This is a genomic window from Herbaspirillum sp. alder98, assembly GCF_020179755.1.
GTDB lineage: Bacteria > Pseudomonadota > Gammaproteobacteria > Burkholderiales > Burkholderiaceae_D > Herbaspirillum.
In genome coordinates, this window is the sequence record NZ_JAIUCY010000001.1 from 254,659 (window position 1) to 278,941 (window position 24,283).

18 protein-coding genes are annotated in these 24,283 nt (G+C 63.1%); 4 read left to right on the forward strand and 14 right to left on the reverse strand.

The features are described from left to right. Positions 1–3: 3 nt before the first annotated feature. Entirely contained in the window at positions 4–1,272 is a 1,269-nt protein-coding gene (locus tag LBW87_RS01260) for a PA0069 family radical SAM protein (protein WP_225199613.1), read from the reverse strand. A gap of 222 nt (positions 1,273–1,494) precedes the next feature. On the opposite strand from LBW87_RS01260, the gene LBW87_RS01265 reads away from it, so the two are divergent. Beyond that, complete coding sequence (locus LBW87_RS01265) at positions 1,495–3,459, forward strand: sigma-54-dependent Fis family transcriptional regulator (protein ID WP_225199614.1); 1,965 nt, start codon at positions 1,495–1,497, stop codon at positions 3,457–3,459. Here LBW87_RS01265 and LBW87_RS01270 read toward each other — a convergent pair. From LBW87_RS01270 to LBW87_RS01290, 5 genes are all read right to left on the reverse strand, one after another. Beyond that, the gene (locus tag LBW87_RS01270; protein WP_225199615.1) at positions 3,453–3,827 is read right to left on the reverse strand and encodes a DUF779 domain-containing protein; all 375 of its coding nucleotides are present in this window, start codon (positions 3,825–3,827) and stop codon (positions 3,453–3,455) included. The two genes, LBW87_RS01265 and LBW87_RS01270, sit on opposite strands and share 7 nt — an antisense overlap. Positions 3,828–3,898: 71 nt before the next feature. After that, complete coding sequence (adh, locus tag LBW87_RS01275) at positions 3,899–5,419, reverse strand: aldehyde dehydrogenase (protein ID WP_225199616.1); 1,521 nt, start codon at positions 5,417–5,419, stop codon at positions 3,899–3,901. Between the two features lie 363 nt (positions 5,420–5,782). Next, a complete protein-coding gene (locus tag LBW87_RS01280; protein ID WP_225199617.1) occupies positions 5,783–7,021 on the reverse strand; it encodes an ABC transporter substrate-binding protein in 1,239 nt (412 codons plus the stop codon). 122 nt (positions 7,022–7,143) lie between these two features. Then, the gene (locus LBW87_RS01285; protein ID WP_225199618.1) at positions 7,144–7,482 is read right to left on the reverse strand and encodes a P-II family nitrogen regulator; all 339 of its coding nucleotides are present in this window, start codon (positions 7,480–7,482) and stop codon (positions 7,144–7,146) included. Between the two features lie 79 nt (positions 7,483–7,561). Further along, complete coding sequence (locus LBW87_RS01290; RefSeq protein WP_225199619.1) at positions 7,562–9,634, reverse strand: NAD(+) synthase; 2,073 nt, start codon at positions 9,632–9,634, stop codon at positions 7,562–7,564. A 140-nt stretch (positions 9,635–9,774) separates the two neighbouring features. Here LBW87_RS01290 and LBW87_RS01295 point away from each other — a divergent pair, with 140 nt between their 5' ends. Continuing rightward, positions 9,775–10,923, forward strand: coding sequence for a GNAT family N-acetyltransferase (locus LBW87_RS01295; protein ID WP_225199620.1), 1,149 nt, complete (start codon positions 9,775–9,777; stop codon positions 10,921–10,923). A gap of 13 nt (positions 10,924–10,936) precedes the next feature. On the opposite strand, the gene LBW87_RS01300 is transcribed toward LBW87_RS01295, so the two are convergent. The 4 genes from LBW87_RS01300 to LBW87_RS01315 form a co-directional block, all read right to left on the reverse strand. Continuing rightward, positions 10,937–12,247 carry a type II toxin-antitoxin system HipA family toxin gene (locus LBW87_RS01300; RefSeq protein WP_225199621.1) on the reverse strand — a complete coding sequence of 437 codons (1,311 nt, stop codon included), beginning with the start codon at positions 12,245–12,247 and terminating at the stop codon, positions 10,937–10,939. Continuing rightward, the gene (locus tag LBW87_RS01305) at positions 12,248–12,532 is read right to left on the reverse strand and encodes a helix-turn-helix domain-containing protein (RefSeq protein WP_225199622.1); all 285 of its coding nucleotides are present in this window, start codon (positions 12,530–12,532) and stop codon (positions 12,248–12,250) included. Positions 12,533–12,781: 249 nt separating this feature from the next. Further along, the gene (locus LBW87_RS01310) at positions 12,782–13,816 is read right to left on the reverse strand and encodes an extracellular solute-binding protein (protein ID WP_225199623.1); all 1,035 of its coding nucleotides are present in this window, start codon (positions 13,814–13,816) and stop codon (positions 12,782–12,784) included. Positions 13,817–14,025: 209 nt separating this feature from the next. Then, a complete protein-coding gene (locus LBW87_RS01315) occupies positions 14,026–15,483 on the reverse strand; it encodes a Ppx/GppA phosphatase family protein (RefSeq protein ID WP_225199624.1) in 1,458 nt (485 codons plus the stop codon). Between the two features lie 214 nt (positions 15,484–15,697). Here LBW87_RS01315 and LBW87_RS01320 point away from each other — a divergent pair, with 214 nt between their 5' ends. Then, positions 15,698–16,468: an SAM-dependent methyltransferase gene (locus LBW87_RS01320; RefSeq protein WP_225199625.1), complete on the forward strand. Its 771-nt coding sequence runs from the start codon at positions 15,698–15,700 to the stop codon at positions 16,466–16,468. A gap of 364 nt (positions 16,469–16,832) precedes the next feature. Here LBW87_RS01320 and LBW87_RS01325 read toward each other — a convergent pair whose 3' ends face one another. The 4 genes from LBW87_RS01325 to rluC form a co-directional block, all read right to left on the reverse strand. Continuing rightward, positions 16,833–17,873 (reverse strand): S49 family peptidase, encoded by a 1,041-nt coding sequence (locus LBW87_RS01325; protein ID WP_225199626.1) that lies wholly within the window; start codon positions 17,871–17,873, stop codon positions 16,833–16,835. 54 nt (positions 17,874–17,927) lie between these two features. Further along, positions 17,928–18,302 carry a Rieske (2Fe-2S) protein gene (locus tag LBW87_RS01330; RefSeq protein WP_225199627.1) on the reverse strand — a complete coding sequence of 125 codons (375 nt, stop codon included), beginning with the start codon at positions 18,300–18,302 and terminating at the stop codon, positions 17,928–17,930. Between the two features lie 13 nt (positions 18,303–18,315). Continuing rightward, complete coding sequence (locus LBW87_RS01335) at positions 18,316–18,975, reverse strand: HAD-IIIA family hydrolase (protein WP_225199628.1); 660 nt, start codon at positions 18,973–18,975, stop codon at positions 18,316–18,318. 122 nt (positions 18,976–19,097) lie between these two features. Further along, positions 19,098–20,144 carry a 23S rRNA pseudouridine(955/2504/2580) synthase RluC gene (gene rluC, locus LBW87_RS01340; protein WP_225199629.1) on the reverse strand — a complete coding sequence of 349 codons (1,047 nt, stop codon included), beginning with the start codon at positions 20,142–20,144 and terminating at the stop codon, positions 19,098–19,100. An 802-nt stretch (positions 20,145–20,946) separates the two neighbouring features. Between rluC and LBW87_RS01345 the strand changes: the two genes are divergently transcribed. Then, positions 20,947–24,150 carry an Rne/Rng family ribonuclease gene (locus tag LBW87_RS01345; protein WP_225199630.1) on the forward strand — a complete coding sequence of 1,068 codons (3,204 nt, stop codon included), beginning with the start codon at positions 20,947–20,949 and terminating at the stop codon, positions 24,148–24,150. Positions 24,151–24,283: the final 133 nt, after the last annotated feature.

Below are 24,283 nucleotides of genomic sequence, written 5' to 3' on the forward strand. Positions count from 1 at the left end.
CCTTCAAAACAGATCCATCTGCCCAGCGCCAGCGCCAGCGCCGCTACGACGTCCGGCTGGTTCAATCACGGGCCGCTGAAAGCCGCTGGTGTCGAGCGTGGCAAATGCGCGGTTGCGATGCGACAGCCCCAGGCGCCGGCTGGCCTTGTCGAAGCGCTGTTGCAATAGGTCCGCCCACACGCCGGTGCCGCGCATGCGGGTGGCAAAATCGGCATCGTAGTCCTTGCCACCACGCATATCCTGGATGCGATTCATCACGCGCTGCGCCCGATCGGGAAAATGCGCCTGCAACCATTGCCTGAACAAGGGGCTGACCTCCCACGGCAGTCGTAACACGATATAACCGGCCTGCCCTGCGCCGGCCTCTACCGCTGCCTCCATCAACCGTTCAAGATCGGGTTCGGTGACGAACGGAATGACCGGCGCAATCGAAACGCTGACCGGTATGCCGGCCTCAGCCAGGGTGCGGATGGTGCGCAAGCGCCGCGCCGGGCTGGCCGCGCGCGGCTCCAGGGTGCGGGCGATGGCAGGGTCGAGGGTGGTGATGGTGACCGCCGCAATCGCCTGGCGTCGCGCCGCCATGGCCGACAGCAGGTCGATGTCGCGCTCGATCAGCGACGACTTGGTGATCAGCGCCACCGGATTGCCGCAGTCATGCAAGACCTGCAAGACCCGCCGCGTAATGCCCAGCTGCCGTTCGCAGGGTTGATAGGCATCGGTGTTGATGCCGACCGTGATGGTGTCAGGCACATAGGACGGACGCGCCAGCTCGCGCAACAGCAGCTCGGGGGCGTTGACCTTGGCGAACAGACGGCTCTCGAAATCAAGACCCGGCGACAGGCCCAGGTAACTATGCGACGGTCGCGCGAAACAGTAGATGCAACCGTGCTCGCAACCCCGATAGGGATTGATCGACAGGCTGAACGGCAAGTCCGGCGACGTATTGCGGCTGATGATGGACCTCGCCGTTTCTTCGGTGACGATGGTCTTCAGGGGCGGCAGTTGGTCGTCGTCATGCGCGTCGTCACGATCGGCGCCTTCATGCTCTACGCCCATCTCCGGCGCCTGCCAGCCATCGTCGAAAGACTCCCGGCTCACGCTGTCGTAACGCCCGCGCAGGTTGGTGACCGCGCCCCGCCCCTTTTGCGCGACCTGCGGCCGGTGCACGAATTGCTCCGGCGTCAGCGTAGGATCGTCGACGTCCTGCGGGGGCGGTGCTGCAGCAGGGAATGGCGCGGCAATGCCTTCGGGAAACTTGGGGAACCTGGACACTTGGTCAACTCGATGAATACTGTATGAATAAACAGTATTCTGCCCGGACCCGGAAGCTGCCGCAAACGCTGTTTCAATTTACTGTTGTCGCAATAGCAAGTGCCAGCGGTGCGTGCCGTGCAATCGCTGCGCAATCGGTTATGCTTGACCTCCCCCGCTTCCCGATCCACAAGAAAATCAATATCGGGGACAGGACCGACACAGGTTCTAAAGGAGACAACCATGCAGACCCAGGCAGGCAGGCCCGGCGCCGGCGGTGCGCCGCAACTGCGACCGGCGTCCGACACGCGGCCGCTCGAGGTGCAGATCATCGAGCGCGCACATCAACGCAGTTGCGCCCACGGCATTACCCGTGCCCAGCATCCCGACCTCGACCTGCTGTCGCGCGCCGATCTGGCGCTGACGCTGGAAGCCAACCGCGCCTTGTCGGGCCACGCCCAGCCGGTGATGGAAACGCTGTACGACCAGATCCGCAATACCCACAGCATGGTGATCCTGTCGGACGCCAACGGCACCATCCTGCACAGCCTGGGCGACAGCGACTTCCTGGCCAAGGCCGATCGCGTGGCGCTGGGGGCCGGCGGTTGCTGGTCGGAACAATCGCGTGGCACCAATGCGATCGGCACTGCGCTGTTCGAGCAGCAACCCACCACCGTCCACGCCCAGCAACATTACCTGGATGCCAACCGCTTCCTGACCTGCTCGGCGGCCCCCATTTTCGATCATCGCGGGCAGGTAACGGGAGTGCTGGATGTCTCGGGCGAATGCGGCAGTTTTCATCAGCACACGCTGGCGCTGGTGCGCATGTCGGCGCAGATGATCGAGAACCAGTTATTGGCCGGCAGCTTTGCCGATTGCATCACGCTGCACTTCCACAGCCGCGCCGAATTCGTCGGCACGCTGGTCGAAGGCATGGTCAGCTTTTCGCCGGGCGGTCGTTTTCTGGCGGCCAACCGCAGCGCACAGTTCCAGTTGGGCCTGTCGCCGGCGGCATTGGCATCGCATACGTTCAGCTCGCTCTTCGGTGCGCCGCTGTCGATGCTGTTCGAATATTATCGTCGCGCCACGCCTGCCAGGCTCACGTTGCGTCTGCATAACGGCATCAGCGTTCATGCGCGTGCCGAGATGCAGTTGCAAACGTCTGACTTTCAACGCACCCGGGACGCCGCTGCGCGCCCAACAACGACCGCGACACGCCCGACACGTACCGGTCTGCAGGCACTGGACACCGGCGACGCCCGCATGCACGCGGTCCTCACGCGCGTGCAGCGGGTGATCGGGCGCGACATCCCGATCCTGATCACCGGTGAAACCGGGACCGGCAAGGAATGGCTGGCGCGCGCGATTCATGAACAGGTGCAGTCGCGCAGCACCGGTGGTGCGCCCTTCGTCGCCGTCAATTGTGCGGCGATCCCGGAACACCTGATCGAGGCAGAACTGTTTGGCTACGAGGACGGCGCCTTCACCGGCGCGCGGCGCAAGGGCGCCGTGGGCAAGATCGCACAGGCCAATGGCGGCACCCTGTTTCTCGACGAGATCGGCGACATGCCGCTGGCCTTACAGGGTCGCCTGCTACGCGTGTTGCAGGAACGCGCCGTCACGCCGCTGGGCAGCGAGCGCCTGGTGCAGGTGGCGTTCACGCTGGTATGCGCCACCAACCAGCCATTGGCCGACATGGCGCGCCAGCATGCTTTCCGCGAAGACCTGTATTACCGGATCAATGGCCTGCAGGTGAGCCTGCCGGCCTTGCGCGAGCGGGACGACTTGCGTCAGCTGATCGATATCATCCTCGCGGCCGAACACGCCGCCGTCGATGACGGCAGTGTCATGCCACAGTTGAGCGAGGAGGTGCTGCAACGACTGCTGTCGCATGCCTGGCCCGGCAACCTGCGCCAGATGACCAATGTCATGCGCACGGCGCTGGCGATGGCGGCCGGCGAATCCCGCATCGGGCTGCAACACCTGCCGCCAGAATGGATGGCCAGCGAAGCGCCCCGTGCCTCGCCGCCATCCGGGCGCCAGAGCGCCCCGCTCAGCTTGCAGGACAATGAATGGGAGACCATCGAGCGCGCCCTGCAGGCGCATCCGGGCAATGTCAGCGCGGCAGCCCGGGCGCTGGGCATCTCGCGCAACACGCTCTATCGCCGGCTCAAGGCGCACGCGACAAGTGCGCCAGCGGATCAGTGACGGGCCAGCGCCGGCAGTGCCTCAAACTCCTCATCGCTGAACAGCCGTGATCGTGTCAGGAAACGTTTTCCGCTGCCGTTCTCGAGCGAGAACATGCCGCCGTTGCCGTTGACCACGTCGATGATGAGCTGGGTATGCTTCCAGTATTCAAACTGGTCGGCGCCGATATAGAACGGCACGCCATCGAGCTCCCCCAGCAACACATCGGCATCGCCCACGATGAAGTCACCGACCGGATAACACATTGGCGCACTGCCATCGCAGCAGCCGCCGGATTGAAAGAACAGCAGTTCGCCGTGACGTTGCCTGAGGCTTTGCAATAACTCCCGGGTGGCGTCGGTGGCGATGACGCGTTGCAGTGCGGGCATGGCATTCTCTCCATGGTTGCGTCGAACAGCAGCAACGACGCCGGCCGCATGCGCGCCGGCGTCGTGCCGCGTCAGAAGAACCCGAGTGCCTTCGGGCTATAGCTGACCAGCAGGTTCTTGGTTTGCTGGTAGTGATCGAGCATCATCTTGTGATTCTCGCGCCCGATGCCCGACTGCTTGTAGCCGCCGAACGCGGCATGCGCCGGGTACAGGTGATAGCAGTTGGTCCAGACCCGTCCGGCCTGGATCTCGCGTCCCAGGCGGAAGGCGCGCGTGCCGTCGCGCGTCCACAATCCTGCGCCCAGGCCATACAGCGTGTCGTTGGCAATGGCCAGCGCTTCTTCTTCGTCCTTGAAGGTGGTCACCGACACCACCGGGCCGAAGATCTCTTCCTGGAACACGCGCATCTTGTTATTGCCTTCGAACACGGTCGGCTGGACGTAGTAACCGGCGCCCAGGTCGCCGCCCAATTCCTGGCGCGCGCCGCCGGCCAGGATCTTGGCGCCCTCCTGCTTGCCGATGTCGATATAGGACAGGATCTTTTCAAGCTGTTCCTGCGAGGCCTGGGCGCCGATCATGGTGCTCTTGTCGAGGGGATTGCCCTGCTTGATCGCGGCCACCCGCTTCAAGGCGCGCTCGATGAAGCGCTCGTAGATCGACTCCTGCACCAGCACGCGCGAGGGGCAGGTGCACACCTCGCCCTGGTTCAGCGCAAACATGGCGAAACCCTCGAGCGCCTTGTCGAAGAATTCGTCGTCGCGTTCCATCACGTCGGCAAAGAAGATGTTGGGCGACTTGCCGCCCAGCTCCAGCGTCACCGGGATCAGGTTCTGCGAGGCATATTGCATGATCAGGCGGCCGGTGGTGGTCTCGCCGGTAAAGGCGATCTTGGCAATGCGCTTGTTGGAGGCCAGCGGCTTGCCGGCTTCCAGGCCAAACCCCTGCACCACGTTGAGCACGCCGGCCGGCAGCAGATCGTGGATCAGTTCCAGCAGCACCATGATCGAGGCCGGCGTCTGTTCGGCCGGCTTGAGCACCACGCAGTTACCGGCGGCCAGCGCCGGCGCCAGCTTCCACACCGCCATCAGGATCGGGAAGTTCCACGGAATGATCTGGCCCACTACACCGAGTGGTTCATGGAAGTGATAGGCGTAGGTGTCGCTGTCGATCTCGGAGATACCACCTTCCTGGGTGCGGATGGCGGCGGCAAAATAACGAAAATGGTCGATCGCCAGCGGAATGTCGGCGGCCATCGTCTCGCGGATGGGCTTGCCGTTATCGAGCGTCTCGGCGGTGGCCAGCAGTTCGAGATTGGCTTCCATGCGCTCGGCGATCTTCAACAGCACATTGGCGCGTTCGGCCGGCGAAGTCTTGCCCCAGCTGCGCTTGGCGGCGTGCGCCGCGTCCAGCGCCAGCTCGATGTCTTCGGCGCTGGAGCGGGCCACTTCGCAAAAGGCGCGACCGATGACCGGGCTGATGTTCTCGAAATACTCGCCCTTGACCGGCGGCACGAATTTGCCGCCGATGAAATTGTCGTAGCGCTGCTTGAACGGGTCACGCACGCCAAGTTTGCTGATGTCTGCCAGGTTCATGTCGTCTCCTTGTGTTATAGGCCGTCGTGACGGCGGTGGGGGTTGCATCACAAGGGGCAAATCGCGTGCCAGCGCACAATCAGGCTGCAGCGCGGCTGCTCGCCCTGATGTGTGTCATCGATGCGCGGGCACGGTGTGTCAGATCGGGACACCGTGGCAGGCTGTGACAGTCCTGTCGCGGGCAGATGTCTAGGGCCTGTTCACATTAAATCTGCGAGATGCGTTGCCCCCAGGCGGCGTGCCGGCAAGCGTCGCCTGCCGTTGTTGCAGCTCCTTGCCGTAGCACCACTACGGCGCGTCGCTACGCCTAGACAGACAACGCTTGCCGACCTCTCGCACTCGCAGATTTAATGTGAACAGGCCCTAATTGAGGAACAGGGTCGCGCTGGAAATCATCGCCGTATCGACGAAATCGGCGCCCTGGTGATTGGTCGCAGAGAAATTGACCGGAAAGCCGCGATGTTCGAAATTGCGCTCGTTGATGCTTTCCAGCGCCTCGATCAGCCTTTCCCGCGTCAGGTGCCGCCCGGCGCGACGCATGGCCTCGACCACGAGGCGCGCGCCGATGAACCCTTCCATGCTGCCGAACGAGAATTCGCTCACGCCCTGCGCCACCATCAGCTTGCGATAGTCGGCCACCAGCGGAATCGAGACCTGCCACGGCGACGGCACGATCTGCGCAATCACCACCCCGCGCGAGAAGGCCCCCAGTTGCTCGATGAAGGTACGTTGCCCGGTAATCGAGGCGCCGAAATAACGGCCGTGGTAGCCGGCCTCTTGCAGCCCCCGCACCACCGCCACATTGAGCAGCGGATCGGCATTGACCAGCAGCACCGCGTCCGGCCCCTGGGCCAGGGTGCGCCTGAGCAGCGATGGAAAATTGCTGCCGGCATCGATGGCGCCGGGAAACACCGACAGGCTGCGCGCCTCGGCTTCCTTGTTGACTTCGTCGAAGAGCCGCTTGCCGAAGACATTGTTCTGGTAGATCAGCGCCAGCCGCTTGACGCCCATGCGGCTGAACATGCGCAACAGGTAGCGATATTCGCGCGCGTAACTGGCGCGCAAGGTGAAGACATGACGATTGAAGGCGTCATACAGGCTGGGCGCGCCGCTGCACGGAAAAAGAAACGGCATGCGCGCGCCGGTCACCACCGGCAGCGCCGCCGCCACGCCCGGCCAGCCCACGTGGCCGAACAAGGCAAACACCTTGTCGTCGTGAATCAGGCGCCGGGTGTTGGCCACCGCGACCTGCGCATCGTAACCATCGTCGTGCACCAGCATTTCTATCTTGCGGCCATGCACCCCGCCATGGGCGTTGACGGTATCGAAATAGGCCCGTGCACCTTGCGCGCAAGCCTGTGCCGCGCCAGCCAGCGGGCCCGACAGGCCGGCCGACCGGCCCAGCACGATGCGATCAGGAAAAACGCCCGTCTCGGCCCGGGCCACAGGCGCCCAGAATGCCGCCGTCGATAGCAACAGGCAGGGCAACATCGTCGGGAGACACCGCCTGGCGGTGACGCTGAAGCGCCGGAAGAGACTGGAACCGCGCACCAGCCTGCCGGCAAAACCTGGGCGCAATTCGCCCTTCGTTATCGACCGCATTGCCATGTCCCTCCTTTGTCATGACCACCGGGAAGTCGAGGGCCACTTTTATTGATGCTGGACGAAGGCAGCGTCGCATGCGGCGACAGGCAATAAAAAAACCGGCCTGCGGCCGGTTCGGGTCAGACGGCGTCGGCGCCTGTTTCGCCGGTGCGGATCCGAATGACCTGTTCGACCTCCTGCACGAAGATCTTGCCGTCACCGATCTTGCCGGTGCGCGCCGCCTTGATGATGGCATCCACGGCTTGCTCGACCACCTTCTCGTCGACCACGACTTCGATCTTTACCTTGGGCAGAAAATCGACCACGTATTCAGCGCCGCGATACAGCTCGGTATGACCTTTCTGGCGACCGAAGCCTTTGACCTCGGTGACCGTCAGGCCGGTCACGCCGACTTCCGCGAGCGACTCTCTGACCTCATCCAGCTTGAACGGTTTGATGATAGCGGTCACTTGTTTCATGGCATTTTCCTCTCTTCAGCTAAGTCGCAAAAAATCAATTGTTTACTAAAAAAAACAATAACAAATCCACCTGCATCCCTCACTGGTTTTCGCCCTCGGGAATGGCATTCAGATTCTCCAGCCAGACGGTGGCCTCGGAATCGGATGGCGCACGCCAGTCACCCCGTGGCGACAGCGAACCGCCGCTACCCACCTTGGGAGCATTGGGCACGCAGGAGCGCTTGAATTGACTGGTCTTGAAGAAACGATAGACAAAGATGCCGAGGTTCTTCTTGATCTGCGCCAACGTATATTCATTGTGGGCGCCGTGCAAGCCCTCCGGCCAATGCCCTTGCGTGCTGTCGCGCCAGGCCGAATGCGCCAGGAAAGCCACCTTGGCCGGCGTGAAACCATAGCGCAGGATGTAGTACAGGTTGAAGTCCTGTAATTCGTACGGCCCGATGAAGTCCTGGGTACGCTGGCCAGGATCGCTGGCCGAGGCGCCCGGCACCAGCTCGGGGCTGATCTCGGTGTCGAGCACCTGCATCAGCACGGCCGGGTCCTTCAGGGCCAGCGACGACGATTCGGCCACCCAGCGCACCAAATGCGTGATGAGCGTCTTGGGTACGCTGGCATTGACGTTGTAGTGCGACATGTGGTCGCCCACGCCATAGGTGCACCAGCCCAGCGCCAGCTCTGACAGATCGCCGGTGCCGATGACGATGGCATGGTGGTGATTGGCCAGGCGGAACAGGTGATTGGTGCGCTCGCCGGCCTGGACGTTCTCGAAGGTGATGTCGTACACCGCTTCGCCCCGCGCATAGGGGTGCCCCAGGTCCTTGAGCATCAGTTCGCAACTGGGGCGGATATCAATTTCCTGCGCCGTGCAGCCGACCTGCTCCATCAGCTTGTGGGCCTGGTCCAGCGTGCGGCTGCTGGTGGCGAAGCCGGGCATGGTGTAGGCAAGGATATTGGCGCGCGGCAGGCCCAGCTTGTCCATCGCCTTGGCGCATACCAGCAGCGCATGGGTCGAATCGAGCCCGCCGGAGACGCCGATGACGACCTTCTGTATGGCACTCGATGACAGCCGCTGCACCAGCGCCTGCACCTGGATGTGATAGACCTCGGCGCAGCGTTCTTCGCGCAGTGCGGCGCTGGCCGGCACATACGGAAAGCGCGCCACCGGGCGTTTCAGTGGCAGCGTCCGGGCGCGCTGTACGGTCTGCCCGAACCCCGGCAAGTCGATGGCGACGATATCGAAACGGCGCACCTCGTCGGCATGACGCCGCACCGATTGGCCAAAGCTGGTCTGGTGAAAGCGCTCACGCGACAGCCGCTCGATGTCGACATCGGCGTAGATCACATGGCCGCCGTCGCCGAAGCGTTCCGACTGGGCCAGCAGTTCGCCGTTCTCGCAGATCAGTGCCTGGCCATCCCACGCCAGGTCGGTGGTCGATTCGCCATTGCCCGCCGACGAATACAGGTAGGCGGCCATGCAGCGCGCCGACTGCTGCGAGACCAGTTGCTGCCGATAGCCCGATTTGCCCACCACCACATTGGAGGCCGACAGATTGACCAGCACGGTGGCGCCGGCCAGCGCAGCAAAGGACGACGGCGGAATCGGCACCCACACGTCCTCGCAGATCTCGACGTGGAAACGGAAGTCGGCAATATTGGCGATATCGAACAGCAGGCTGCCGAATGGCACCTCCTGGCCGCCCAGGCGAACATGACTGCTGATGACGCAATCGGCCGGGCTGAACTGGCGCGCCTCGTAGAATTCGCTGTAGTTGGGCAGGTAGGTCTTGGGCACCACGCCCTGGACCCGGCCATTGGCCACCACGGCGGCGCAATTGAACAGTTGGTGGTCGACCTTCAAGGGCAGGCCCACGATCAATACCGCCGGCAGGTCGACCGAAGCATCCACCACGGTCTGCAAGGCTTGCAGCGAAGCATCCAGCAGCGCCTTTTGCTGGAACAGATCTTCGCAGCTGTAGGCTGGCAGACCCAGCTCGGGAAAGGAAACCAGTACCGCCCCCTGGGCGACTGCCTGGCGCGCCAGTTCGATGGTACGCGCCGCATTGAAGGCCGGATCGGCCACCTTGCATTGCGGTACCGCGACGGCGACACGGGCGAAACCGTGGCTGTACAGGTTGAAGAATTCACTTGGCATGCTTATTCCTGATTGTCTGACGCTGGCGCGGGGGCTGCGTGAACCATGATGCAGCGCAACGCCTTTTTTTCATTTTGCGTAGAATGCCTGATCGGTCGGACTCTGCGGCCCGCTGACCCAACATAACCCGAATGCAGGCAATGGATTATCGCACGCGAATCGTTTCTTCTCTGGCCGAGATTGGCCAGCCGCAATGGGATGCCCTGGTCGGACAGCAGCAAGAGGCCACGCCTTTTCTCTCCTATGCTTTCCTGCACGCGCTCCACGAGAGCGGATCGGCCAGCGCCGAGACCGGATGGCAGCCGCACTACCTCAGCCTGTGGCAAGACCAGCAACTGGTGGCTGCCCTGCCGCTCTACCTGAAAAGCCATTCCTATGGCGAATACGTGTTCGACTGGGCCTGGGCCGAAGCCTACCAGCGCCATGGCGTCGCGTATTACCCCAAACTGCTGTCGGCGATTCCGTTCACGCCGGTGCGCGGCAGCCGCTTGCTGGCGCGCGACGACGCGGCACGCTCGGCGCTGCTGCAGGCCCTGCAGACATTGCAGGAGGACGGCCAGCATTCATCGACCCATGTGCTGTACCCGCCCCCGGAACAGGCGCAAGCGCTGGCCGACGCCGGGTTCCTGCTGCGTTCGGGGGTGCAGTTCCATTGGCGCAACGAAGGTTATGACAGTTTCGACCAGTTCACCGCCACGCTGGAGCGCAAGAAGCGCAAGAACATCCTGGCCGAACGCCGCCGGGTGGCCGAACAGGGCGTGCAGCTGCGTTCGCTGCGCGGCGCCGAGATCGGCGAGGCGCAATGGCGATTCTTTCATCGCTGCTATCGCCATACCTATGCGGCGCACTACTCCACGCCCTATCTGAACCTCGATTTCTTCCTGCGCATCGGCGCCACCATGCCGCACAACCTGCTGCTGACCCTGGCCGAACGCGACGGCCAGCCGATCGCCGCCTCGCTCACCGTGTACGACGCCGACACTCTCTACGGGCGCTATTGGGGCGCGTTGGAACACGTGCCGTGCCTGCACTTCGAGACCGCCTACTACCAGCCGCTGGAGTTCTGCATCGCCGAAAAGATCACCTGGTTCGAAGGCGGCGCCCAGGGCGAACACAAGATGGCGCGCGGTTTCCTGCCGCAAAAGACCTGGTCGGCACACTGGCTGGCGCATCCGGGCTTCTACGACGCGGTGGAGCATTTCCTGCAGCGCGAAGGCGGCGGCATCGAGGACTACATGAGCGAATTGAACGAGCGCAATCCGTTTCGGGACCCGCCGGCCCAGCCCTGATACCGCTGCGCGCTCAGCGCCGGCCCACGCGCGCCAGGGGCAGCGTCTTCAGGCGCGCCTCGATCTCGTCGCGCACGGCCGGCGGCACCTCCATGTCTTGCAGCGCCCGGGGCCAGAGCTCGTGCGCCCGCGCCACGGTCTGCAGCACGGCCGCCCTGGCGATGCGTGGCGATATGCCGGCCTGGCGGGCAATGACGGCGTAGGTGTCCAGGGTTTCCTGCCGCTGCCGGCTGTCGATGGCAACGTTGGCGCCGTAGCCGCGAAAACCCGGCAGCGCCGCCACGCACACGATATCGTAGGCCGGCGACAGCTCGGGGCGAATGCCATTGTGATACAGCACGCTGAAGTTCTTCAGGTGGGCATCGGAATTGCCGATCAGCGCATTGACGGTCTGGCGGATGAAGAATTGCCGGATGTCTTCGATGCCGCGGGTGCTGAGACGGTCCAGCACCCGGATCAACTTGACGAATTGCGGCGCGCCCGCATACTTCTGCGCCGGCATCAGCGTCAGCAACTGGCAAGCGTCTTCCATGTGCACCGCGCTGCCGGGGCCGCGATCGAACCGGTCCACGGCCAGGAAACGGGTAGTCGGCCCCAGCGCCGTCACCAGGTCCGGGTGGTCGTTCATTGCGCTCATGGGCGCAGGACGACACTGGGCGACATTCACGCCAGCCAGTCCGGCCAGGGTCATGCACGTGTATTCGTTCATCACCTGCGTGTCGTCACCGGGGGCAGGCAGCTTGGCAATGAGATCCGACAGCCGTCCCTTGACCGGCATGCTGTAGCGTTTTCCATCGCGCGCGTTCGACAGCGCCAGCTTGTCCTGCACGCCAGACAGGGAGGCAGCGCCTTCGGCGGCCTGTTCCGGCACACCGATTTCCAGGTTGTCGGCGCCGCCGGTGACGCCATAGGCGCGCGCGGCCGCAGTGAGATGGTCGAGATTGGCCGGCACGACGGTCACCGCGCCCGGCAGATCCTCGCCGGCCGCGGCCAGGACACCGAAGTCGTCCATGTCGCGATCACTCTTGCGGGTGGCCGCCAGGCGGCGGCGTAGCGCTCCTTCCGGCATCAGTCCGGCAAAGAATGGCGGCAGCTCGCCGCGTTCGCGATAGAGCGCCGGATCAAAGTGGTTGTTGAGGGTTTCCTGGGTCACGCGCTCGGCGCCCGGCACGGTCATCGACAGCGACAGCGTGGCGCGCTGGCTATCTGCCAGGTACTGTTCGGTGGCGACGAAGCGCGTGCTCCGGCCTGCCTCGCACAGCCAGCCTACATGCCGGCCGTGCAATCGCACCTCCAGATAACGCGGCGTCAGCCCGCTGTTCATTCAATGCTCCCCCAGGAAGCGGTCGACCGTCGACGCGACATCGTCGGGGCCGATGGTTTTACCGGACAGCAGACGCGTCAGTTCCGGCATCAGGTGCTTGGGCACCACCACCAGGCTGGCATCCATCGCATCGGCCAGCGCTTCCAGGGTGCTGAGCCGCGAATCGACACGGCCATTGAGCGCATTGCTGACCTGCGGCACGCTCATGGCGGTCAGGCTGGAGAGGCTCTGCAGGGTGCGGCCAAGCTGGCGGCGACGCAGTTGTAGTTGCTCGAAAATGGTCAATTTATGCCTTTCGATAAATCAACTTCAAATATTACGCTAAACAATAAATATAGACGCAACATATTTATATCTTAACGTAATTTTTAAACATAATTTATCTTATAACATAATATTTATTACATACCTAAATAGTACGCGACTATGGCCCCCGCAGCGGCATGAACAAAAAAGAAACAGCCGGTATCGCGGGACGATACCGGCTGTCGGCAGGAAGCCTATGACTTCAGGCGCCCGGGAACTGCACTTGCGTCACTTGTAGCCGACGCGGTCCAGCATTTGAAGCACCTTCTGCTGATTGGCGCCGACTGCGCCCACGTTGATCACTTCAGCCTTGAACGAACCCATCTTCTGCAAGGCAGGATTGTCGGTCTTGACGCTCTTGACGGCAGGCCACTCGTTGTTGCCCTCGGCAAAATAGCGCTGGGCATTGTCGCCGGCCAGGTATTCGAGGAATTGAACCGCTTCCGTCTTATGCGGGGCATGCTTGGCCACGCCGGCGCCGGCGATGTTGACGTGGGCGCCATAGCTCTTCTGGTTAGGCCAGACGATGCCGACCTTCTCCATCAGGGCCACGTCTTCGGGCTTGGTCGAGCGCAGCAGCCGCGCCACGTAGTACGAATTGGAAATCGCCACGCCGCATTCGCCCGAACCCACCGCCTTGATCTGATCGGTATCGCCACCGACCGGCTGGCGTGCCTGGTTGGCCACGATGCCCTTCAGGACTTCCTCGGTCTTGGCCGCGCCGTCATGTTCGAGCAGTGCGCCGAACAGCGACACGTTGTAGGGGTGGGCGCCGCTGCGGGTGCAGACCTTCCCCTTGTTCTTGGCATCGGCCAGCGACTCATAGGTGTCGACATCTTCCGGCTTGACGCTGGACTTGTTGTAGACGATCACGCGCGCGCGTGTCGAAAAACCGAACCACTGCGTGCCCTCGCTGCTTTCCTTGCTGTGCAGGTTGGCGGGAATGCGCTCATCGAGCAGCTTCGACTTGACCGGCTGGAACAGCCCTTCGCTTTGGGCCTTCCACAGGCGCGCCGCATCCACCAGCAGGATCACATCGGCCGGGCTGGCCGCGCCTTCGCTCTTGAGACGGGCCAGAATGCCGGCGTCATCGCCATCGATGCGGTTGATCTTGATGCCGGTGGTCTTGGTGAATTCGGCATACAGGGCTTCGTCAGTCTGGTAATGCCGCGCCGAATAGAGGTTGAGCACCTTTTCCTGGGCGACAGCAGACAATGCGGTACCGGCCAGCAAAGCGCCGACCACGAGTTGACGAGGGAACATGGACCATCCTTTTCCAAAAATTGATCGAATGCCTGCCATGGCAGGCTTCATTTTTGGCGCGGATCGCGATGGTGGCACCTGATTGTGCCTTGTTGTAGGTATGAATTCGTTGCGAGGGTCACTGCCGGGCACCCTCGCAAAACGCAGGCGACTATATCATAAACAAGAAGCATTACTATTTAAAAATTCTTCCTGTGCCGGCCGATCACTCAGCTGGTGACCTTCACCCCGAAGTCGACGCCGATCCCGGCCCACCACTCCTGCTCCTTCTGGAACCAGAACGAAATGCTGGGATGGTCGGTGATGTAGTCGCGCCGGATCTCGATATCGATCTTGCTCTTGAGCTTGACCTTTACCTTATCGAGATCGAGCGTGATGTGCGAATGGCGAAACATCACCGCCAGCCGCAACGCCAGCAAGGCCTTGGCGAAATCGACGTCGCCCAGCATCTCGCTGATCTTCTTGAGGTTGCCCTTCTGGCCCAGGATCAGTGTGCTCATCAGGCGCTGCTCGCGGGTGGTGAAGCCGGGCATGTCGGCATTGGCGACCATGTAGGCCGAATGCTTGTGATAGCCGGTGGGCGAGACGATCAGGCCGGTCTCGTGCAATTGCGCGCTCCAGTACAGATAACGCGCATACGACTCGCTGGCAGGCTTGAGCAGCTGGAAGAAGCCCCGCGCGGTATCGGCCACGCCGCGCGCACGCACGGCGTCGACATGAAAGCGCCGCATGAATTCGTCCACCGAGCGCTCACGCCGGTCGGCCTGGGTGGCGCGCAGTTGCAGGTCCCACATCACGCCCATGCGCAGGCCGGCCTCGACCGGGGTGATGCGCTCGATGCCGAATTGCTGCATGAACCCGATCAGCACCGCCAGGCCACCCATGATGACGCCGGCGCGGTCGGGCTTCATGCCGTCCAGTTCGATCTGGCTGACATGACCGAAATCGATCAGGTGCTGCATCAGCACGGCCAGGCTGGGCAGCGTCACCCGGCCATCGCCCATGCGATTGCGCGCGATGGTGTCGGCGATGGCGCGCATGGTGCCCGAAGAACCATAAACGTTAACGCTGGCGTCGAAGCCGAACAGGTGCACCGCATCCTCGACATGCGACCGCGCCGACAGGATAGCGCGCTCGAAGGCGGCGGCGGTAATGGCGCCGTCCGAAAAGAACGCCAGGCTCTGGTTGACGGTGCCGATGCCGAATGACTCGACATGGGCGATATCGCTGCCACAGCCGCGCACCACCTCGGTGGAGCCACCGCCGATGTCGATCACCATGCGCTGTTCGCCGGCATCGGCCAGCACTCCGGCCACGCCCATGTAGATCAGGCGCCCTTCCTCCTCGCCGGAAATGATTTCCACCGGATAGCCGATGGCGCGCTCCAGCTCGGGCAGCAAGTCGCCGGCGTTGCGGGCAATCCGCAAGGTATTGGTGGCCACCACCCGAACCGAATCGAGCGCATAGTCGCGCAGCACGGCACGAAACCGGGTCAGCGAATCGATCGCGCTCTGGCAGGCCTGCGGCGTCAGGTTGCCGCTTTTGTCGATGCCGGCAGCCAGACGAATCGGATCGCGCGCGCTCTTGATCACGCGAATGCCATCGTTTTCGTATTTGCCGATGTGCAAGCGAAAACTGTTGGAGCCAAGATCAACCGCAGCAAACATTCAATTCCTTCCGGGTTCGGGCGACACCGCTGGCCGCGCCATAAAAACAATCAAGACAATCAAGATAGTCGCCTTGCATGACAGATTGATGACACCCTGGCCCAAAGGCGACCAGCGATTGCCCGCATTGCTCCGCGGGGCCTGTAGAATGGCGGCCTGCAGGCATTTCAGCGCATCACGATATTATTTTAAACAATTTACTAAACATTCTTCGATGTCGGGCATTCTTTATCTGGTTCCCAACACGCTCGGCACTGTCGAGCCTGGTGCCGATGGCGCGGACGACGCCCATCATCCGCTGGATTTCATCATCCCCCGCGAGGCGCAATCGATTGCGGCGCGGCTGGATTATTTCGTGGCTGAAAACGCCAAATCGACGCGCGCGTTCCTGAAACTACTGGGTACGCGCGCGCCGCTGGCGCGGCCGATCCAGGAAATCGCCATTGCCGAGCTCAACGTCAACACCGATGCCGCCGCCCTGCCCGCCTTGCTGGCGCCGCTGCTGCAAGGGCGCGACGGCGGTCTGATTTCGGAAGCGGGGGTGCCGGCCGTGGCCGACCCCGGCGCCAACCTGGTCCGCCTGGCGCACCAGCACGGCATCCGGGTGCGGCCCTTGGTGGGCCCTTCGTCGCTGCTGCTGGCGGTGATGGCCAGCGGTCTCAATGGCCAGAGTTTCGCCTTCAATGGTTATTTGCCCACCGATGCGGCGGCCCGCACCAAGCGCATTCGCCAGCTGGAAGAGCGTTCGCGCAGCGAGAAACAGACCCAGTTGCTGATTGAAACGCCGTACCGCAACGCGGCCATGCTGGAGGCGCTGGCCAATAGTTGCGCGGCCGGCACGCTGATCTGCGTGGCAACCGACCTGAGCCTGCCGGACGAAGCCATCCGCACCCAGACCGCGACCCAATGGAAAGCAGCGCTGGCCAGCGGCAAGGCGCCGGACTTCCACAAGAAACCGACGGTGTTCTTGCTGCTGGCTGATTAAGTCACTGGGTACCGGCGTTCGCCGGCACAACGGGATCGCCGCCGTCGTCCTGACGAAAGTCAGGACCCAGCGTCTTTCAGCGCTCGTCGATCTGCCGCATAAGTCACTGGGTCCCGGCCTGCGCCGGGACGACGAAGGTAAGGCTATAAGTCTATCTGCCTGCGCAGGCACGACGAGATGCTTATAACCCCACCTCCGTCGTCCTGACGAAAGTCAGGACCCAGCGTCTTTCAGCGCTCGTCGGTCTGCCGCATAAGTCACTGGGTCCCGGCCTGCGCCGGGACGACGGCGGCAACTGCGACGTCGATGTAAAAAGGCCGGCTGCAACCCCAGCCGGCCTTGTCTATGCCCTCAGACAACCAGATCAGCGTAATTCAGGCAACGCCGACGACATCATGGTCTTGGCCACGCCGGCGCCAAAGGCCACGCCGAACTTCTTCAACACGCGATCCGACAGGTTCTCGGTCTGGGTGTAGTCGACCACGTCGGCGGCCTTGATCACGTCACGCGCCACGCTGTCGACGGTGCCGTAGCCATCGGCCAGACCCAGCTCGACCGCCTTGGAGCCGGTCCAGACCAGGCCAGAAAAGGTGTCCGCGGTTTCCTTGAGGCGCGTACCGCGCCCCTGGCGCACCACTTCGATGAACTGCTGGTGGATCTCTTCCAGCATCGATTGCGCATACTCGCGCTGCTTGGGGCTCTGCGCGCTGAACGGATCGAGGAAGCTCTTGTTGTCGCCGGCGGTCAGCAGGCGTCGCTCCACGCCCAGCTTTTCCATCAGGCCGGTGAAACCGAAACCGTCCATCAGCACCCCCACCGAACCGATCAGGCTGGCCTTGTTGACATAGATACGATCAGCCGCGGCAGCAATGTAATAACCGCCCGAGGCGCAGACCTCTTCCACCACCACGTGAATCGGCTTGTTGGGATAGGTCTTGCGCAGGCGGGTGATCTCGTCGTTGATCATGCCGGCCTGCACCGGGCTGCCGCCGGGGCTGTTGATCTTGAGGATCACGCCCACCGAATCGGTGGCGGCGAACGCCTTGTCCAGCGCCGGGATCACGACGCCGGCCGAACCCTGGCCCTCGGACTCGATGGTGCCCTTGATCTCGACCAGGGCCGTATGGGTGCCCAGCGGTTCGCTCTCGGTCTTGCCATAGGTGAAGGCCATCCACACCCCGAATACGATCACCACCAGCAGCGCGATGCGAAAGAAAATGCTCCAGCGCCGGCGGGCGCGTTGCTCCTTGACGGCAAACAGCGCCAGCTTTTCGAGCACGTCGCGCTCCCAGCCGATGTGCTTCTTGTCGTCGCGTACCGCCTTGGCCGCAGGGGCGGGTTCGGGTGTCGGGGCCGCCGGGGATGGTGGCGTCTGCGGGTTATCGATGTCGTTGTTGTTGCTCATATGCTCACTTTATGCAAAGTCGCCGTCAGCGCCTGTTGCGGATTTCGTCGGGCTTCACGCCACGACCGCCTTGACCAGATCGTCCGGGCACCAATAAATAACACCGTCGTGCTCCAGCGCCATGATCTTACGCAACTGCGCGCCAGTACAAGGGCCGCCCTCGCATTTTCCGGTCGACGGCGTATAAACGGCGCCATGTGTTGCGCACATGAGATAAGTACCGCTGGACTCGAAGAATTCACCTTCGAACCAGTCCAGTTCGACCGGCACGTGAGCGCAACGATTGAGATAGGCAAACACCTGGCCGCCGTGGCGGATCACGAAGCCGGTCGCGTCGTCGCCCCGCACCTGCACCGCAAAGCGCTTGCCGCGGCCGCCATCGACGATGTCGGCCGAGGGACAGATCTCGATTTCGGTCTGGAGGCTCATGAAGGTGCGCCGCTCAGGCGTTCTCGTTGAGCCACTGGTGCAGCTCGCGGATCGATCGGGCCGAGAACAGCGGATCGAGTTCAGCCAGTTGCGCCACCGGATGCGCGCCGAATTCTACCGCAACGCCGCGGGCGCCAGCATTGATGGCCATCTGCAGGTCGTGGGTAGTGTCGCCGATCATCAGCGTGCGGCCCATGTCCTGCCCCAGCTCGCGGGTCAATTCCTGCAGCATCGCCGGATGCGGCTTGGAAAACGTCTCGTCGGCGCAGCGCGTGGCGTCGAAGCGCGACAACAGGCCCGTGCTGTTCATGGCGCGATTGAGCCCGACCCGGCTCTTGCCGGTGGCCACCGCCAGGAAGTAACCCTGCTGCGACAGGTCGGCCAGCATCTCGGGCACGCCCTCGAACAGCGTCAGATCCTTGTCCTGCCCCAGGTAATGATGACGATAACGCTCCACGATGCGGGGGTAGTACTTGGGGTCGACATCGGGAATGGCGGCCTGCATCGCGTCCTGCAACCCCAGGCCGATCACATACGACGCGGCACTTTTATCGGGGATCGGCAGCCCCAGATCGCGGGCGGCCGCCTGGATGCAGCGCACGATGGTCGAGGTGCTGTCCATGAGCGTGCCGTCCCAGTCGAAGACGATCAGGTCAAATTGCTTTCTAGGCATGTTTTTTCGCTTTCGGCAGGCCCGCCTGTCGATGATCGGCGTCGACCATTGTCATGCGGACATGCTCAACTGTTAATTCCTGGCAGAAACTACCATACTCCGCGCCATGCCGCCGGCCCGGCTCAATCTGCAACAAAGGGCTCGCCGTCGTCATCGGCCGCCAGGCTGCGCAGGAACTTGTCGCACTCGGGTGGCAAGGCCGCCTTGAGGGTGACGATCTCGCCGCTGTCCGGATGCGTGAAACTGATCTGGCGGGCGTGCAGGAACATGCGCTTGAAGCCGATGCGCTTGCCGTCCGCCTTCTGCAGCGCCTTGTTCAAGCCGAAATCGCCGTACTTGTCATCGCCCACGATGGGAAATCCGCTGGCCGACAGGTGCACCCGGATCTGGTGCGTGCGCCCGGTCTTGAGTTCGGCCTGGAGCAATGCGAACTCGCCGTAGCGGCGCAGCAGCGAAAAAATGGTGTGCGCGGTCTGGCCGTCTTCCTGCACCCTCACCCGCCGCTCGCCGTCGGCAGTGCTGTACTTGAACAGCGGCAACTTGATGTGTTGCCGGGCATTCTTCCAGTCGCCCTGCACCAGCGTCAGGTAGCGCTTGTCGGTGGTGCCGTCGCGCATCTGGTCGTGCAGGTGGTTCAGGGCCGAACGTTTCTTGGCGATCAGCAACACGCCCGAGGTGTCACGGTCCAGCCGATGCACCAGCTCCAGGAACTTGGCCTGCGGACGCGCCGCCCGCAATTGCTCGATGACGCCGTAGCTCACGCCCGACCCGCCATGCACGGCGATCCCGGCCGGCTTGTCGATGACCAGCATGTGACTGTCTTCTAACAGAATGCGAAACTCGGCCCCCGGCACCACGGACTCCTGGCGCTCGGCCACTCGTATTGGCGGCACCCGCACCACGTCGCCATCGACCAGTCGGTAAGTCTGGTCGATGCGGCCCTTGTTGACGCGCACCTCGCCCGAACGCAGCACCCGGTAGATATGGCTCTTGGGCACGCCCTTGCAAATGCGCAGCAGGAAATTGTCGATGCGCTGACCCGCTTCGTCTTCGGAAATGGTCAGCAATTGCACTTGAGGGACGCCCTGCGAGCCTGTTGCGCTCCGGGGAGCCGCCGTCGGTTCGGCGGTTTGAGAAGCCCCCCTAGAAAATCTCGCTAAGTCCTTCATTTTGAATATATAATCGATCGACGCTGGTCAAAAAACCACGTCAGTAGAATTAAAAAGATCATTCTACACAAGAGGAGTCTTCGTCAGCCTCGCTAAATGCAAAATTGACGAAGGGGGCCCCGAAAAGACGACGTGCGGCACCGCAGATGCCCGACACGGCACTGCGCCAGGTGACCACAGCTGCAAGGCTGAAACACAAGCCGCTCGACCGATTGCAAGGCCTCGAACGAGTACGCACCTTCCCTGCGCGAGTCCAGTTTGCACCGGTGTTGCAATCGGATAACGCACTTGGAAGTGGAACAGAATTGTTTGGATCATCAGGATAAAAGTCGGCAAGACTCGCATCCGGCGAACCAGCCACCGGACCGTAGCACAGCCCGTTGACGAAAGGGAGCGCACGCCACAACGCAGACCAACCGGTCCGCCTGAGGCCTGCGCCCATCGTCCGATCCGGGCAAAGGTCCGGCAGCAGTTTGTCGCGAAGCTTGCCGGTGATGCATTGAACCCGATCGCCGTCGCCATCCAGTCGCTATGTTTAGTTTGGCTCCACAGACCAGCTTACCGTCCGCAGCAAAGCGCGTGACCGCAGATTGCGGAACGCCCGGCGCGGATACGGCGCTGCCCGGCTTTCCGGTCCTTTGCATCCGCGCCCCGTTGTGCTTGAGTGCCCACTAAGCGGCACTCCACACATTAAGGCAATTCCCTCCCCCAATCACTTCGTTCTTCGCGTACATCCCATGTACTTTGGCGCCGCTCTCACGCACGGCCCATTTGAAGGATCCTCGGATCCCGGAGTGAAAACATGAAACGTATGTTGTTCAATGCTACGCAGCAGGAAGAGCTGCGCGTAGCGATTGTCGACGGCCAGAAGCTGATCGACATCGACATCGAAACCACTGGACGCGAGCAGCGCAAGTCCAACATCTACAAGGGTGTCATCACCCGCATCGAACCCTCGCTGGAAGCCTGCTTCGTCAACTACGGCGAAGAACGTCACGGCTTCCTGCCCTTCAAGGAAGTGGCCCGCACCTACTTCAAGGAAGGCGTCGACGTCCGCAACGCCACCATCAAGGAAGCGCTGCGCGAAGGCCAGGAAATCATCGTCCAGGTCGAAAAGGAAGAACGCGGCAACAAGGGCGCCGCCCTGACCTCGTTCATCTCGCTGGCCGGCCGTTACCTGGTGCTGATGCCCAACAACCCGCGTGGCGGCGGCGTGTCGCGCCGGGTCGAAGGCGAAGATCGCCAGGAACTGCGCGAAACCATGGACAAGCTCGACCTGCCAGGCGGCATGTCGGTCATCGCCCGCACCGCAGGCATCGGTCGCAATGTCGACGAACTGCAGTGGGACCTGAACTACCTGATGCAACTGTGGCGCGCCATCGAAGGCGCCGGCAAGGTAGGCTCGGGCGCGTTCCTGATCTATCAAGAATCGTCGCTGGTCATCCGCGCCATTCGCGACTACTTCCAGCCCGACATCGGCGAAATCCTGATCGACACCGACGACATCCACGACCAGGCCCAGCAGTTCATGGCCCACGTGATGCCGGACATGGTCCATCGCGTCAAGCGCTACCGCGACGACGTGCCGCTGTTCTCCCGCTTCCAGATCGAACACCAGATCGAAACCGCGTACTCGCGTACCGTGCCGCTGCCTTCCGGTGGCGCCATCGTGATCGATCACACCGAAGCCCTGGTCTCGGTCGACGTCAACTCGGCGCGCGCCACCCGTGGCAGCGACATCGAGACCACCGCGTTCAACACCAACCTGGAAGCGGCCGAAGAAGTGGCCCGCCAGTTGCGCCTGCGCGACCTGGGTGGCCTGATCGTGATCGACTTCATCGACATGGAGAACTCGAAGAACCAGCGTGAAGTCGAGACCCGTCTCAAGGATGCCCTGCACCACGACCGTGCCCGCGTCCAGATGGGCAAGATCTCGCGCTTCGGCCTGATGGAACTGTCGCGCCAGCGCCTGCGTCCGTCGCTGTCCGAAGGCAGCCACGTGACTTGCCCGCGCTGCAACGGCACCGGCCATATCCGTGATACCGAATCGTCCGCCCTGCAGGTGCTGCGCATCATCCAGGAAGAGGCGATGAAGGAAAACTCCGCCGCCATCCATGTTCAGGCGCCGGTCGATGTGGCTGGCTTCCTGCTCAACGAGAAGCGTGGCGAAATCCTGAAGATCGAGACGCGTCATCGCGTCACCGTCATCATGATCCCCAACAAGCACCTGGAAACCCCGCATTACAAGATGGAACGGATCAAGCACGACGATCCGCGCCTCGACGATGCCCAGGCCAGCTACGCCATGGCCGAACAGGCCGACACCGACATCGGCTACAGCAAGCGCCAGAAGGACGACGTCAAGCCGCGCCAGGAAGCCGTGGTCAAGGGCATCACCCCCGACCAGCCAGCGCCGATCGTCGAACGCAAGGTTCCAGAACCGGTGGCCGCCGTGCAACCGCCTACCCTGGCGCCCGAATCGGGCCTGCTGGGCAAGATCTTCAGTTTCTTCCGCAAGAAACCTGTCGTCGTGGCGCCGGCCCCGGTGGTGGTCGAAGCCAAGAGCCCGGCCAAGCGTGACGGCGACCGTAATGGCCGCGACCGCAATGGCCGTAGCCGCAATGGCCGCGACCGCAACGACCGCAGCGGCGAGCGCAGTGAACGCGGTGGTCGCAATCGCGATGGCGCCCAGGCAACACCTGAGCTGAAGAATCCGACCGAAGCCGCACCGGGCGCAGCCATCGAGGCACGTCCGCCACGCGCACCGCGTCCGCCACGCGAACCGCGTGAGGGTCGTGAGCCACGCGAAGGTCGCGAACCACGTGAAGGCCAGGAAGCCAAGGAAGGCCGTCGCAACGAACCGCGTGAACCACGCGAGCCACGTGAAGTCCGTGAACCACGTGAAGGCCGCGAGGGTCGTGAACCCCGCGAAGGTCGCGAACCGCGTCCACCGCGTGAACCACGCGCACCGCGTGGCGAGCGCAAGGAAGCCCGCGCTGAAGACGGCCTGCCGCTGGAAGCCGCATTGGCAGCCGGCACCGTAGTAGCCGGTGCAGGCGTGGCCGTGACCGTGACCGGCGCTGATGTGGTGCAGACCACCCGCACCGATGCAGTCCAGGTCGACGGCGCGCAAGTCGAGTCCGGCGTTGCCGGCGAAGCAGTCGAAGGCGCCGATGGCGCCACCGAACCGCGTCGTCGTCGTCGTCGTGGTGGCCGCAACCGCAATCGTCGCGAACGTGACGAAAACGGCAACTTCATCGAAGACAACACCGAAGCCGGCGACAGCGAAGCAGCCGACGACTCCGTGAGCGCCCAGGCAACACAGGCCAGCAACACCGAAGTCAGCCAGGCCGCAGTGGCCCAGGCCAGCTTCTCGGCGCCTGCCGTGGCCGAACCGGTGACACCTGTCGAACGCACCGAAACCGCTGCCAGCGTCGAAACCGGCGTCAACTCGGTCGAGGCCGTCGCGGCGGCTGCTGCCGAAGCGACCCAGGCCGTGTTTGCCAATGCCGAACCGATCGAGCCTGCGGCCCAGTCGATCGATGCCAGCTTCGCCCCGGCCCCGGCTTTCGAGCCAGTGCAGGCAGCGCCAGTGGCGCCGGCCGCCTCGGAAGCACCGATCGAAGTGGCCGTGCCGGCCGAACCTGTTGCTGCCAGCCCATCGGCCCCGCAACAGATCAGTCTGCTCGACGCCGCACCGGCGCCGGCTCCCGTGGCCACACCGGCAGCGCCAGAGTTCGAGGTAGCACCTACGGCGCCCGCCGCAGTGGCTACACCGGCACCGGCGACGCGCAGTGTCAGCCAGGACAATGGCGCACAACGCGACGCCGTCAACCAGATGCTGTCGCAGGCTGGCCTGACGCAAGCCTCGACCGATCCCGCCAAGCTGCGGGCGGCGCAGGAAGCTGCGGCGAACATCGCCCCGGCAGTGCGCGTGCCACGCGAGCGCAAGCCGCTGCCGCCGCAATCCAACGACCCGCTGGTGCAAGTCGAAACGCGTAACTGATCGATTGGTGACGCAACAAGAAAGGGAGCCTCGGCTCCCTTTCTTGCATTCTGGCCACGCCCCGGGCGTAACAGTTAGGCACGGCGTGACGCAATACAGTGCGCGCGGTCGATTGAGGCCTCACGCCGATATG